This window comes from Streptomyces sp. WAC07094 (assembly GCF_036320405.1).
Taxonomy (GTDB): domain Bacteria; phylum Actinomycetota; class Actinomycetes; order Streptomycetales; family Streptomycetaceae; genus Streptomyces; species Streptomyces lannensis.
In genome coordinates, this window is the sequence record NZ_JAVMJZ010000001.1 from 6321547 (window position 1) to 6335719 (window position 14173).

General features: G+C 69.8%; 11 protein-coding genes. 8 read left to right on the top strand and 3 right to left on the bottom strand.

Features of this window, described 5'->3' with window-relative positions; translation table 11 throughout:
- Positions 1-43 precede the first annotated feature (43 nt).
- The 8 genes from RCR19_RS27975 (at position 44) to pgi (ending at position 10469) form a co-directional block, all read left to right on the top strand.
- Positions 44-3001 (top strand): M14 family zinc carboxypeptidase, encoded by a 2958-nt coding sequence (locus tag RCR19_RS27975; protein WP_331267636.1) that lies wholly within the window; start codon positions 44-46, stop codon positions 2999-3001.
- Positions 3002-3227: 226 nt separating this feature from the next.
- Positions 3228-4235 (top strand): type I glyceraldehyde-3-phosphate dehydrogenase, encoded by a 1008-nt coding sequence (gap, locus tag RCR19_RS27980; protein ID WP_331267637.1) that lies wholly within the window; start codon positions 3228-3230, stop codon positions 4233-4235.
- A gap of 164 nt (positions 4236-4399) precedes the next feature.
- Positions 4400-5611 (top strand): phosphoglycerate kinase, encoded by a 1212-nt coding sequence (locus RCR19_RS27985; RefSeq protein ID WP_331267638.1) that lies wholly within the window; start codon positions 4400-4402, stop codon positions 5609-5611.
- Positions 5612-5616: 5 nt separating this feature from the next.
- Positions 5617-6393, top strand: coding sequence for a triose-phosphate isomerase (gene tpiA / locus RCR19_RS27990; RefSeq protein ID WP_331267639.1), 777 nt, complete (start codon positions 5617-5619; stop codon positions 6391-6393).
- Positions 6394-6546: 153 nt separating this feature from the next.
- Complete coding sequence (gene secG / locus RCR19_RS27995; protein WP_079050956.1) at positions 6547-6783, top strand: preprotein translocase subunit SecG; 237 nt, start codon at positions 6547-6549, stop codon at positions 6781-6783.
- A 211-nt stretch (positions 6784-6994) separates the two neighbouring features.
- Positions 6995-7330 (top strand): RNA polymerase-binding protein RbpA, encoded by a 336-nt coding sequence (locus tag RCR19_RS28000; RefSeq protein ID WP_003957010.1) that lies wholly within the window; start codon positions 6995-6997, stop codon positions 7328-7330.
- A gap of 169 nt (positions 7331-7499) precedes the next feature.
- Entirely contained in the window at positions 7500-8744 is a 1245-nt protein-coding gene (locus RCR19_RS28005) for an MFS transporter (RefSeq protein ID WP_331267640.1), read from the top strand.
- Positions 8745-8816: 72 nt separating this feature from the next.
- A complete protein-coding gene (gene pgi, locus RCR19_RS28010) occupies positions 8817-10469 on the top strand; it encodes a glucose-6-phosphate isomerase (protein WP_331267641.1) in 1653 nt (550 codons plus the stop codon).
- A 69-nt stretch (positions 10470-10538) separates the two neighbouring features.
- Here the strand turns inward: pgi and RCR19_RS28015 are convergent, their stop codons facing one another.
- From RCR19_RS28015 to RCR19_RS28025, 3 genes are all read right to left on the bottom strand, one after another.
- On the bottom strand, positions 10539-12821 hold the full coding sequence (locus RCR19_RS28015) for an FtsX-like permease family protein (RefSeq protein WP_331267642.1): 2283 nt from the start codon (positions 12819-12821) through the stop codon (positions 10539-10541).
- Between the two features lie 64 nt (positions 12822-12885).
- On the bottom strand, positions 12886-13635 hold the full coding sequence (locus RCR19_RS28020) for an ABC transporter ATP-binding protein (RefSeq protein ID WP_331267643.1): 750 nt from the start codon (positions 13633-13635) through the stop codon (positions 12886-12888).
- Positions 13632-14147 carry a PadR family transcriptional regulator gene (locus RCR19_RS28025; RefSeq protein WP_331267644.1) on the bottom strand — a complete coding sequence of 172 codons (516 nt, stop codon included), beginning with the start codon at positions 14145-14147 and terminating at the stop codon, positions 13632-13634. Before RCR19_RS28025 ends, RCR19_RS28020 begins: the two co-directional genes overlap by 4 nt.
- Positions 14148-14173 lie beyond the last annotated feature (26 nt).

Sequence of the window (14173 nt, forward strand, 5' to 3'; positions counted from 1 at the left end):
TGGCAACGTTCGCCGCCGTGGCGGACCACTGCTAGGGGGGTTCATGAGACACAGAGCGAGATCGATCCTCGCTGTCGGCGCGCTCCTGCTCGGCGGAGCGAGCCTCGCACCCATCGCCCAGGCGCAGACCGGAGCTTCCGCGCACACGTCCGACGCGGACGAGGTCAAGGTCTTCCGCGCCGAAGTCACCCAGAAGCAGATACCCCTGCTGCTCGAGGCCGGCCAGGACAGCCACGAACTCGGCGAGCAGGTGGCCGGGAACGGTACGAGCACCGTCGAGGTCTACCTCACCGACCGGCAGGCCGACGGCCTGGAGAAGCAGGGCGTCTCCCTCACCGAACACACGTTTTCCGCCAAGGCGGAGGCACGCGTCGAGGGCGCGGCCCAGGGCGTCTTCCGTCCCTACAGCGGAAAGGGCGGCATCGCGGAGGAGATCCTCCGGACGAGTCAGGCCCACCCCGGTCTGACCAAGGTCGAGTCCATCGGCAAGACGATCAACGGCCAGGACATCCTCGCCCTGAAGCTGACCAAGGACGCGAAGAAGTCGAAGGACGGCTCCAAGCCGTCGGTGCTGTACGTGTCCAACCAGCACGCGCGTGAGTGGATCACGCCGGAGGCGACCCGGCGGCTGATGCACTACTACCTGGACCACTACGCCGGGGACAAGCGCATCAAGAAGATCGTCGACTCCACCGAGCTGTGGTTCGTCGTCTCGGCCAACCCGGACGGCTACGACTACACGTTCAAGGACCCGAGCAACCGCCTGTGGCGCAAGAACCTGCGGGACGTCAACGCCGACGGTGTCATCTCCACCGGCGACGGCGTCGACCTCAACCGCAACTTCGCCTACAAGTGGGGCTACGACGACGAGGGTTCGTCACCCAATCCCACCAGCGAGACCTATCGCGGAGCCACCCCCGGGTCGGAGCCGGAGACCAGCGCGCTCGACCGGTTCGAGAAGCGCATCGGGTTCACCTACGGGATCAACTACCACTCCGCCGCCGAACTGCTGCTGTACGGCGTCGGCTGGCAGGTCGCCACACCCACCCCCGACGACGTGCTCTACAAGTCGCTCGCCGGCACCCCGGACGACCCGGCGATCCCCGGCTACCGCTCGCAGGTCTCCTCGGAGCTGTACACCACCAACGGCGAGGCGGACGGCCACGCCGCGAACGTCAACGGCATGGCGATGTTCACGCCCGAGATGTCGACCTGCCAGAGCGCCTCGAACAGCGATCCGAACGACGCATGGAACGCGGCCGACTGCCAGTCGGTGTTCAACTTCCCCGACGACGAGAAGCTGATCCAGAAGGAGTTCGAGAAGAACATCCCCTTCGCGCTCTCCGTCGCCGAGACCGCCGCCCACCCCGACCAGCCGTCGTCCTCGGTCGGCATCGACGCTCCCGACTTCACCCCGGCGGCCTTCTCGACGTCGTACTCGCGCGGCGCGGACCAGGAGGTCTCGGTCGTGGCGCGGAAGTCCGTGCGTGACAAGGAGCTCAAGTACCGCGTCAACGGCGGCCGTACCAAGGACGTGTCGCTCAAGTCCTGGAAGGGCGGCCGGACGTACGGCGGCGAGGACAACCTCTACTTCGACGAGTACCGGGCCGAGGTGCGGGACGGCGACCCGGGCGACAAGGTCGAGGTGTGGTTCACCGGTGAGACGAGGGGCGGCAGGAACACGTCCAGCCCGCACTTCACCTACACCGTGGCCGAGCGGCCCGTCGCGGACACCCTGGTGGTCGCCGAGGAGGGCGCCGCGGCCACCCAGGCACAGACCTACGTCGACGCCCTGAGGGCGAACGGCCGCAGGGCGATCGTCTGGGACGTGGCCACCCACGGCGCGCCCGACGCGCTCGGTGTGCTGGACCACTTCAGGACCGTGGTCCACTACACGGGTGCGAGCGTCCCGGGCAACGCCACCCAGCTCCAGCTCCGCGCCTTCCTCAACGAGGGCGGCAAGCTGATCGAGGCGGGCGAACAGGCCGGCGGCGCCGTCGACCTCGGCGGCGGCACCCTCTCGAACGACTTCAGCCAGTACTACCTGGGCGCCTACTCGCGTACCTCGACTCCGGGGGCCAACGGCTTCACCGGCTCGGGCAGGCTCGAGGGCTTCTCCGGGTCGCTGGGCGCGGCGGCGGGCAACCCGCTGGACCGGGCGGGCACCTACGGCGTCACCTCGGACGAGCTCGCCGTCGGCACCTATCCCCAGTTCGCGAGCGCCGGAGCGGGCCGGTTCGCCGGGACGGTCAACCCGTACGGTCCGTACACGGGTTCGTACATGGCGGCCGCCGTCCACACCGACGACGGGTACAAGCGGCTCACCCGCACCCTCGACCTCTCCAAGGCGAGCGCGGCCGACCGGCCGGCATTGCGCACCCGGCTGCTGTGGGACACCGAACCGGGCTACGACCACGCCGTGGTGGAGATCCACACCGTCGGGGCGGACGACTGGACGACCCTGCCGGAGGCCGGAGGAGCCACCCGCGACACGGTGCCCACGGAGTGCGAGGCCGGGTTCCTCATGGCCGAGCACCCCTGGCTCAAGCACTACCTGACCCAGACTGCCGCCGGCTGCACCGCGACCGGAACCACCGGTGCGTGGCACAGCTTCACCGGCTCGTCGAGCGGCTGGCAGCAGGTGGACTTCGACCTGAGCGCGTACGCCGGGAAGTCGGTGGAGGTCTCGCTGAGCTACATCACCGACCCGGGCAGCGGCGGTCACGGCGTTCTCGCCGACGACGCCTCGCTCGTCGTCGGCGGCACGGCCAGCGAGACCGAGGGCTTCGAAACGTCCCTGGGCGCCTGGAGCGTGACCGGACCGCCCCCGGGCAGCCCGGCCGTCCTCAAGGACTGGGCCCGTACCGGGACGCTGTTCTCGACGTACGGTGCGGTCACCACGGACCGGACCGTGCTGCTGGGCTTCGGCCTCGAGCACGTCACCTCGGCGGCGGACCGGGCGGTGCTGATCAAGAAGTCGCTGGCCGCACTCGGACGCTGACGGTCCGTAGTCAACGGCAGTTGGTCCCTTATCGCCGAAAAGCGTGACCGGGCCCTTGTCCCGGGGCGGTCCGTACCCCTACTGGCGGGTACGGACCGCCCTGCCGTGTATGGGGCATCTCGATGTCACTCCGGGAGCCGCTGGGAGGTAGGGTCATGGGTGGTCGGGGACATCCCATACAGCTCGCCGGCGTCGAAAGCCGGCGTACCAACGAGGAGATCGGTTCGTGACGATCCGCGTAGGCATCAACGGCTTCGGCCGCATCGGACGTAACTACTTCCGCGCGCTGCTGGAGCAGGGTGCAGACATCGAGATCGTGGCTGTCAACGACCTGGGTGACACCGCGACCACCGCTCACCTGCTGAAGTACGACACCATCCTCGGCCGCCTCAAGCAGGAGGTGTCCCACACCGAGGACACCATCACCGTCGGCGGCAAGACGATCAAGGTCCTCTCCGAGCGCAACCCCGCCGACATCCCGTGGGGCGAGCTGGGCGTCGACATCGTCATCGAGTCGACCGGCATCTTCACCAAGAAGGAAGACGCCGAGAAGCACATCGCCGGCGGCGCCAAGAAGGTCATCATCTCGGCCCCGGCCAAGAACGAGGACGTCACCATCGTCATGGGTGTCAACCAGGACACCTACGACCCGGCGAACCACCACGTCATCTCCAACGCCTCCTGCACCACCAACTGCGTGGCCCCGATGGCGAAGGTCCTCGACGAGAACTTCGGCATCGTCAAGGGTCTGATGACCACGGTGCACGCGTACACGAACGACCAGCGCATCCTTGACTTCCCGCACAAGGACCTGCGCCGCGCCCGTGCCGCCGCCGAGAACATCATCCCGACCACCACCGGTGCCGCCAAGGCCACCGCACTGGTCCTGCCGCAGCTGAAGGGCAAGCTGGACGGCATCGCGATGCGCGTCCCGGTCCCGACCGGTTCGGTCACCGACCTCGTCGTCGAGCTGAGCCGCGAGGTCACCAAGGAAGAGGTCAACGCCGCCTTCCAGAAGGCCGCCGAGGGCGAGCTCAAGGGCCTCCTCGACTACACCGAGGACGAGATCGTCTCCTCGGACATCGTCAACGCCCCGGCGTCCTGCACCTTCGACTCGTCCCTGACCATGGTTCAGGACGGCAAGAGCGTGAAGGTCATCGGCTGGTACGACAACGAGTGGGGCTACTCCAACCGTCTGGTCGACCTGACGGTCTTCGTCGGCAACCAGCTCTGATCGCCGAAGCAGGCATCTCGATGCGATAGCAGGGCTCGGACGGCGCACGGTCGCGCCGCCCGAGCCCTGCCGCACGTACAGCGAGCCGGTCCGCACGCGGGCGCGGCTCGCGTGCAGATCCATCAGCCCTCGTACGATCAAGAGCTTTCCTCAGGAGTCCCCTTATGAAGACGATCGACGAACTCCTCTCCGACGGCGTGGACAACAAGCGGGTCTTCGTCCGCGCCGACCTGAACGTCCCGCTGGCCGACGGCCTGATCACCGACGACGGCCGCATCCGCGCCGTTCTGCCCACCGTCAAGGCCCTCGCCGACGCGGGCGCCAAGGTGATCGTCGCCTCGCACCTGGGCCGCCCCAAGGGTGCTCCGGACCTGGCCTTCTCGCTGCTGCCGGCCGCCGAGCGGCTCGCCGAACTCCTCGGCGCCCCGGTCGCGTTCGCCCAGGACACCGTCGGCCCCGCCGCCCACGACGCGGTCGACGGCCTCCAGCCCGGCCAGGTCGCGGTCATCGAGAACCTGCGCTTCAACCCCGGCGAGACCTCCAAGGACGACACCGAGCGCGGTGAGTTCGCCGACCGGCTCGCCGCCCTCGCGGACGTGTACGTGGGCGACGGCTTCGGCGCGGTCCACCGCAAGCACGCCTCCGTGTACGACCTGCCGGCCCGGCTGCCGCACTACGCCGGCTACCTGATCGCCACCGAGGTCGGCGTCCTGAAGAAGCTCACCGAGGACGTCCGGCGTCCTTATGTCGTCGCGCTCGGCGGCGCCAAGGTCTCGGACAAGCTGGCCGTCATCGACCAGCTGCTCGACAAGGCCGACCGCCTGCTCATCGGCGGCGGCATGGCCTACACCTTCCTCAAGGCCAAGGGCTACGAGGTCGGCATCTCCCTCCTCCAGGAGGACCAGATCCCGGCCGTCACCGAGTACATCGAGCGCGCGGAGAAGAACGGCGTCGAGCTGGTCCTCCCCGTCGACGTGCTGGTCTCCCCGGAGTTCCCGGACCTGAAGGCCAAGGCCCCCACCAACCCCACCGTCGTCGCCGCGGACGCGATCCCGGCGGACCAGGAGGGCCTGGACATCGGTCCGGAGTCCCGCAAGCTGTACGCCTCGAAGCTCGCCGACGCGGCCACCGTCTTCTGGAACGGCCCCATGGGCGTCTTCGAGCACCCCGACTACGCCGAGGGCACCAAGGCGGTCGCCCAGGCCCTCATCGAATCCCCGGGCTACACCGTGGTCGGTGGTGGCGACTCCGCCGCGGCCGTCCGCATCCTGGGATTCGACGAATCGGCATTCGGCCACATCTCGACCGGTGGCGGCGCCTCCCTCGAATACCTCGAGGGCAAGACGCTCCCCGGCCTCGCCGCACTGGAGGACTGACCTCGATGAGCACGCGCACGCCGCTGATGGCGGGCAACTGGAAGATGAACCTCAACCACCTCGAGGCCATCGCCCACGTCCAGAAGCTCGCCTTCGCCCTGGCCGACAAGGACTACGACGCCGTCGAGGTCGCGGTCCTGCCGCCCTTCACCGACCTGCGCTCCGTGCAGACCCTGGTCGACGGTGACAAGCTCAAGGTCAAGTACGGCGCCCAGGACATCTCGGCGCACGACTCCGGTGCCTACACCGGTGAGATCTCCGGCACGATGCTGGCCAAGCTGAAGTGCACCTATGTGGTGATCGGCCACTCCGAGCGCCGCCAGTACCACAACGAGACCGACGAGCTGGTGAACGCCAAGGCCAAGGCGGCCTTCAAGCACGGTCTGACCCCGATCCTGTGCGTCGGCGAGGAGCTGGACGTCCGCGAGGCGGGCAACCACGTGTCGCACACGCTCGAGCAGGTCGAGGGCGGCCTCAAGGGTCTGCCGGCCGAGCAGGCCGAGTCGATCGTGATCGCCTACGAGCCCGTCTGGGCCATCGGAACCGGCAAGGTGTGCGGCGCCGACGACGCGCAGGAGGTCTGCGCGGCGATCCGTGGCAAGATCGCGGAGCTGTACACGCAGGAGGTGGCCGACAAGGTCCGCGTCCAGTACGGCGGCTCGGTGAAGTCTGGCAATGTGGCGGAAATCATGTCGAAGCCGGACATCGACGGCGCCCTTGTGGGCGGCGCCTCGCTGGACGCCGACGAGTTCGTCAAGATCGTCCGCTTCCGGGACCAGTGAATCGCCCTCCGGAGGCGAACCGACAGGTCGCGAGTATGCGGTAGAGGCGATCCGTCGTACCCTTGCGGGGCCGAGACTGTTATGCGGAACGTGACGTTTCCGTAAGAGCCTCGGCCCCGTCGTTCATCCGAATCCGAGGAAGTTGGTCCAGCCGTGGTTTTGGGGTTCTCGATCGCCCTGATCGTCTTCAGCCTGCTGCTGATGCTGCTGGTGCTGATGCACAAGGGGAAGGGCGGCGGCCTCTCCGACATGTTCGGTGGCGGCATGCAGTCCTCCGTCGGCGGCTCCTCGGTCGCCGAGCGCAACCTCGACCGGATCACCATCGTGATCGGTCTGCTCTGGTTCGCGTGCATCGTGGTGCTCGGCATCCTGATGAAGGTCAAGAGCTAGCGTCGGGTGACACCGACAGATCGCACATAAAGTACGTAACGCCCCATGTTCGGTGCGGGTCTTCGGACGCGGCCTATCATGGGGCTTGCGTCTAGGGGCGGGGGTAACTCCCATCACTGGACGCGCGTTGGGCCTTACGTAGACTGAGGCGCTCGCAGCGAAGCGAAACGCCGACTCGCTTTGCGGCACCATCACGCAGGGAGTTACGACCGTGGCAAGTGGCAACGCGATCCGAGGAAGCCGGGTCGGGGCGGGGCCGATGGGCGAGGCCGAGCGCGGTGAGTCCGCGCCGCGTCTGCGCATCTCCTTCTGGTGCTCCAACGGGCACGAGACGCAGCCGAGCTTCGCCAGCGACGCGCAGGTTCCCGACACCTGGGACTGCCCGCGCTGCGGCTTTCCGGCCGGTCAGGACCGGGACAACCCGCCGGACCCGCCGCGAACCGAGCCCTACAAGACGCACCTCGCCTATGTGCGGGAGCGGCGCAGCGACGCGGACGGCGAGGCGATCCTCGCCGAGGCGCTCGCCAAGCTGCGGGGCGAGATCTAGAACCTGAGTCCGGCCGGGCACCGACGCGTGCCCGGCCGGAGTCGTCGTGCCCACCCGCGGCAGGCATGCGCGGCGGATCTCGGCGCGGCCGATTGTCAGTGGGGTCCCCTACGGTGTGTGCATCGGCTCATCGTGAGGGGGAATCGTGGCGGCGGTCGAGGCTGCGGGCGTGCGTGCGCCCGCGTGGCGCGGGGGGTTCGGGCGGCTGTGGTCCGCTGCCGTGGTCTCCCGGTTCGGGGACGCCCTGCGCACGGCTGCGCTGCCCCTGCTGGCCGTGCGGCTCACGGACGAGCCGTTCGTCGTTGCCTCGGTCACGGCCTGCGGCTATGCCCCCTGGCTGCTCTTCGGCCTGCTCGGCGGGGCCGTGGCCGACCGGGTGGACCAGCGGCGGGCGATGTGGGCCGTCGACACCCTGCGCGGCGTGCTCGTCGCCTCCTTCGCGCTCGCGGTGGGGCTCGGGCACGCCTCGATCCCGTTGCTGCTCGCGCTGGCCTTCTTGCTCACCACACTCCAGACCCTCTTCGACAACGCCTCCACGGCGCTGCTGCCGTCTCTGGTGAATCGCGAGTCCCTCGGCGGCGCCAACGCCCGGCTGATGACCGGGCAGCAGCTGGCGGGCGGTCTGCTGGCGGGCCCGTTCGTGCCGCTGCTGCTGGCGGCGGGCGCCTTCATGCCGTTCGCGGCGGACGCGACCACGTATCTCCTCGCCGCGGCCCTCGTGGCCTCCCTGCGGATCCGGCCGCCCGAGCGCGAGCCGCGCCCGGCCGGCAGCACACTGAGGGCGGAGATCGCCGAAGGCCTGCGCACGCTGTGGCGGGACCGGGCGCTGCGCGGGGTCTGCCTGGCAACACTGCTGTGCAACATCGGCATGGGCGCCCTGATCGCGACACTGGTGCTGCACGTGACGCGCTGGCTGCACGGTGGCACCGCGGAATACGCGGCCGTGATGACGGCGTACTCGGCCGGCAGCCTGGCCGGCGGCTTCGTCGCCCAGCGGATCGCGCGCCGCACCGGACGTGTCCGCGCGCTGCTCCTGGCCGGATGCGTCCAGACGGCGTCGCTGGTCGTGATGGGCACCGTCCGCCATCTGGCGGCCCTCGTCGCGGGCATGCTGCTGCTCGGCGCGATGAACATGGTGTGGAACGTCAACCAGGTCACCCTCATGCAGCACCGCAGCCCCTCGGCCATGGTGGGCCGCATCGCCTCCGCCTTCCGCACGGCCTCGACGTCCGGTGCGCCGGTCGGCGCGCTGCTCGGCGGAGTCGTGGCGCGGACCTACGGGCTGAACGGGCCCGCGCTGCTCGCGGCCGTGCTCTTCGGACTTGCCGTCACCTCGTTGATAACTGTGGGCAAGCCGGACGTATCTGTTGTTGCGCCGGAGGACGGCGTGACGGCAGGTCACCCGGCGCCCTGATCAATTAGGTTGTGACCGGTAGCGGCGCGAGGTACGCAGCAGCACACGCAAGGAAGAAGGCGGAAGTCCGAGATGAACGCAGACGGCCGTACCAGGCTCAACCAGTCGCCCGAGTGGACCGCTCTGGCCAAGCACCGTGAGGAGCTCGACGGGCTGGGGTTGCGGGAGCTGTTCGCAGCGGATCCGGGGCGGGGTGAGGGATACACGCTGCAGGTCGGGGATCTGCACGTCGACTACTCCAAGCACCTGGTCACCGATGAGACGCTTCGGTTGCTGCGCGAGTTGGCCGCCGCCAGGGACGTGTCCGGTCTGCGGGACGCCATGTTCCGCGGGGAGAAGATCAACGTCACGGAGAAGCGGGCGGTGCTGCACACGGCGCTGCGTGCTCCGCGCGATGCGGTCGTCGAGGTCGACGGCGAGAACGTGGTGCCGAAGGTCCACGCGGTGCTGGACAAGATGGCCGCCTTCGCCGACCGGGTCCGCTCGGGGGAGTGGACGGGGCACACCGGCAAGCGCATCAAGAATGTGGTCAACGTCGGCATCGGCGGCTCGGACCTGGGTCCGGCGATGGCGTACGAGGCACTGCGGGCCTACACCGACCGCTCGCTCACCCTGCGGTTCGTCTCGAACGTGGACGGAGCCGACCTGCACGAGGCGACGCGCGACCTGGACCCGGCCGAGACGCTGTTCATCATCGCCTCCAAGACGTTCACCACCATCGAGACCATCACCAACGCCACCTCCGCCCGCAACTGGCTGCTGACCGGGCTGAAGGCCGGTCAGGAAGCGGTCGCCAGGCATTTTGTGGCCCTGTCGACGAATGCCGGCAAGGTCACGGAGTTCGGTATCGACCCTGACAACATGTTCGAGTTCTGGGACTGGGTCGGCGGCCGCTACTCGTACGACTCGGCCATCGGGCTCTCCTTGATGATCGCCATCGGCCCCGACCGGTTCCGGGAGATGCTGGACGGTTTCCACACCGTCGACGAGCACTTCCGCACCGCGCCCGCCGAATCGAATGTGCCGTTCCTCCTGGGCCTGCTGGGCGTCTGGTACGGCAACTTCCACGACGCGCAGTCGCACGCGGTGCTTCCGTACTCGCACTACCTGTCCAAGTTCACCGCCTACCTGCAGCAGCTGGACATGGAGTCCAACGGCAAGTCGGTGGACCGTGAGGGCAGGCCGGTGGAGTGGCAGACCGGCCCGGTGGTGTGGGGCACCCCCGGAACCAACGGGCAGCACGCGTACTATCAGCTGATCCACCAGGGCACCGAGCTGATCCCGGCCGACTTCGTCGGCTTCGCCGAGCCCGTCGGGGAACTGAGCCAGGCGCTGAAGGCGCAGCACGACCTGCTCATGGCCAACTTCTTCGCGCAGACCCAGGCGCTGGCGTTCGGCAAGACCGCGGACGAGGTGCGTGCCGAGGGCGTGCCCGAGGAACTGGTGGCGCACAAGACGTTCAAGGGCGACCACCCGACGACCACGATCCTCGCCCGGGAACTGACGCCGTCGGTCATCGGCCAGCTTGTCGCCCTCTACGAGCACAAGGTGTTCGTGCAGGGCGCGATCTGGAACATCGACTCCTTCGACCAGTGGGGTGTCGAGCTGGGCAAGGTGCTCGCCAAGCGCGTCGAACCCGCTCTCACCGAGGGCGCCGATGTGCCGGGCCTCGATGCGTCCACGAAGGCTCTCGTCGCCAAGTACCGTGAGCTGCGGGGCCGTTAGCCGTCACAGACAGGGACGGCCGGCCCTCGAACCGCTCACGAGGGCCGGCCGGTGCGGAGACCGCCGGCCTCAGGCCACCGCGCTCAGGGTGTCCGCGAGCCGACGGCGGGCGGCGCGGGCGGCCGGCAGGGCCGCGAGGGCGGCGGCGCCCAGGACGGCGGCGGCTCCGAACAGCAGCAGAAGTACGGGGGAAGGGCCCTGGGCCAGTCCGGCGCCGATACCGCTGGAGCGGCCCTGGGCGTCGATCAGCCAGTGCGCCAGCGGAATCCCCAGTGCCGTGCCGACGCCGACCGCGGCCAGTGCGGTGCAGGCGGTGGCCGTGACGGTGATGGCGGTGATCTGCCGCGGTGACAGACCGATCGCCTTGAGTGCCAGCAGGTCCCGTTCGCCCTCGCGGACGGTGCCGCCGATCGCACTCAGCAGTTCGACGATCCCGATCAGCGCGAGGACCGCGATCAGGCCGACGACTACTCCGCGCAGCGGGGACAGTCCGTCCGCCGGGTTCGTCACCGGATGTACGTCGACATGCCCGCGGGCGGCCTCGGCCAGCTCGTCGGCGACCTCGTGCGGATCGGCTCCGGGGCGGAGCCGGAGCTGATAGAGGGTCGGGCGCAGATGCGCATCGTTCTCCCGCAGGGTGTCGAGCGAGGTGGAGATGACCCGCCCGGCGTTCTCCGGCTCGATGCTGCGGCCCACGATGTGCAGGATCTGCGGCTGGTCGCCCACCGTCATCCGCACCCAGTCGCCGACGCGCACGTCCAGCAGGTCGAGCAGCCCCTGCCCGGCCACCGCCTCGTCCGGGCCCCGTGCCGGCCGGCCCTCGGCCACGGCAAAGGGGTAGGGCGCCGCGCGGGTGCCCAGGCCGCGCAGGGCGATCGTGGCCGTCTGGCCCGGCACCAGGGCCGCCACCTCCACGCCCGGGTAGGCGTCCGCGACCTGCGGATCCCGTTCCAGAAGCGAGCGGGCCGCCGTGTCGCCGAGGTCCCCGTCGGGGCGGACGGTGAGAGCGCCCGCGAGGCCGACCTCCTGGGGTCTGCTGTGGAAACGGTCGATGGTGGTCCAGGCGCTCATCGCCACCACGATCAGCAGCAGCGGCAGCGCCAGCCGGGCGACGGTGGCGAGGGCGCGAGTACGGCGGGTGAAGGCGTTGTGCCAGCCCAGGACAAGCGCGGGGGGCAACCGCAGGCCGAGGGCTCCGCGCGCCACGCCCGTCAGACGGCCCCCGGCGGGCGCCGCCGACCGGGCTACCGGCACCGGAGGCACCCGTCCCGCCCGCCAGGCCGCGAGCCAGGTGGTGGCGGCGATGAACAGCACCGCGCCGACCGGAACCGTGAACAGGACCACGGTGTGTCCCGGCAGCCCCTGCCACACACCGACCGCGTCGCCGAGACGCCCGGGGATCCGGCTGCCGAGGCCCTGGGTGAGCGTCGCCGCGGCCAGGGCGCCGAGCAGGGCGTAGGCGACATGCTGGAGCAGGAAGATCCGCACGACCTGGCCGGGGGTGAAGCCGATCGCCTTCAGCACCGAGATGTCCCGCAGATGCCCGCGGATGCGGGTGCCGATCGCCCCGTGGACGGCGAACCCGGCGGCGACGAGCGCTCCGAGCCCGAACAGCCCGAGCACCTGGCCCAGCAGCCGGTTGTCGCCCTGCGCCTCGGCCCGGGCCTGCTTCCATGTCGAGACCTCGCTGACCGCGCCGGCCCCGAGCACGGTGACGGAGCGCTGGACGGCGTAGTCGGTGTCCTCCGGGTCGGTCAGGCGCAGCCCGGTGACCTGGCCGCCGGGATCACGCACGGCGGACGGCAACGCCCAGACGAGCCCGGACTGTTCGCCCGGGCTGTAACGGGGTTCGGCGCTGTCGGCGATGCCCACGACGGTCAGGGTCCGTGCCGTGCCGGCCACCGTCAGCAGGTCGCCGGGCTCGGCCAGCAGCGCCCGGGCCAGCCGGCTCTCCAGCACCACGCCGTCGGGTTGTGCCGGGGTCAGCCAGCGGCCCGACGTGATCAGCGGGCGGCCGACGGAGGGTGCCCGCGGTGTGCCGCGCAGTTCCACCGAGGCGCGGGTGCCCCGGGACGTCAGGGTCGCGGCCTCGGTGGCGTAGGGACCGGCCACCGACTCGACGCCCCCGAGTCCGGCCAGTTTCGCCGCGTCGGCGTCGCGGGCGGTGTGGATCCAGACATGAGCGCCGTGGGACTGCGTGAAGATCCGTTGCCAGGGGTTGGTCGCGTAACCGAACAGCGCCGTGGCGAGCAGCAGGGAGCCGACGATGCCCGCGGTGGCGAGGACCATGAACAGTGCCTCGCCGCGATGCGTCCGCAGATCGGAGTGGGCCCAGCGCAGGGTGGCTCGCACGGTGTCAGCCCCTCGGCTCGCGCGGGCCGGAACGGTCCGCTCTCGGATCGTCGTGCACCGCGGATCAGTCCTTCAGCTCCAGCACACCGGATATCCCGGTCCTGCGCGGGGGCGTGCCGTCGAGCTCGGCGTCGTCGACGATGCGGCCGTCGAAGAAGCTGATCACCCGGTCCGCGGCGCTCGCCAGCCGGGCGTCATGGGTGACCAGCACGATGGTCTGGCCGCGCTGGTGGAACCGGGAGAGCAGCCGCATCACCTCGCGGGTGCCCTTGCTGTCGAGGCTGCCCGCGGGTTCGTCGGCGAGCAGCAGCGGCGGATGGTTGACCAGGGCCCTGGCCAGTGCGACGCGCTGCTGTTCGCCGCCGGACAGCTCTCCCGGCAGGCTGCGCTCCTTGCCGGCGAGCCCCAGCTCGGACAGCAGTTCCTCGCGCTCGGCCCGGGCCTGCCTGGGCGGGACACCGGCGAGCAGTGCGGGCAGTTCGACGTTGTCGGCGACGGACAGGTTGGACACCAGATTGAAGAACTGGAAGACGATCCCGATGCGCTTCCTGCGCTCCACCGCCCAGCGCGCCTCGGTGTAGGCGTCGGTGCGCTCGCCGTCCAGCCAGAGGCTGCCGCCGTCCGGTCGTTGCAGCCCGCCCAGGAGATGCAGCAGCGTCGACTTCCCGGCGCCGGACGGTCCGGTGACGGCCACGAACTCGCCGCGGACCACGCTCAGGTCGACCCCGCGCACGGCGCGGGCGGGTGCTCCCTCGCCGTGATGGGTCTTGACGAGTCCCTCGGCCCGCAGCAGAGGAGTGGGGCTCTCGCTCACTCCGGCTCCTCCAGTTCCTCCTGGCACCGCTCCAGCCAGTCGAGGTCGGCCTGCAGGTGCAGCATGGCGCCCTCGATCAGCAGGTGGGCGATGCGGTTGTCCCGGTCTTCCGCGGCGGCCAGTTTCGACAGGTTGCGCATGGTGTTGAGGTACTGGCGCCGCTGCTTGTTGATCAGGGCGATCTGATCGGCGAGACCGGTCTGTGGAGCGAGCGCCAGCTTCATGAAGAACTCGTCCCGCACCCGGGGTTCGTCCTCGGGCTCCTCGAACCAGGCGCGCAGCGCCTCACGCCCGGCGTCGGTGAGATGGTAGATCTTCTTGTTGGGCCGGCTGGACTGCTCGACCTCCTCGCCCTCGATCAGCCCCGACTTCTCCAGGCGTCCGAGGGTGACGTAGATCTGGCCGACGTTCGGCTGAGGGTACGCGGAGCCCAGCAGTTGCTCAAGGTCCTGCTTGAGCTCGTAGCCGTGGGCGGGGCCGCGTGCGAGGAGAGCCAGGAGGGGCAGGCGCACTCGTGCAGTCCTCCTCGCGTCCTTGT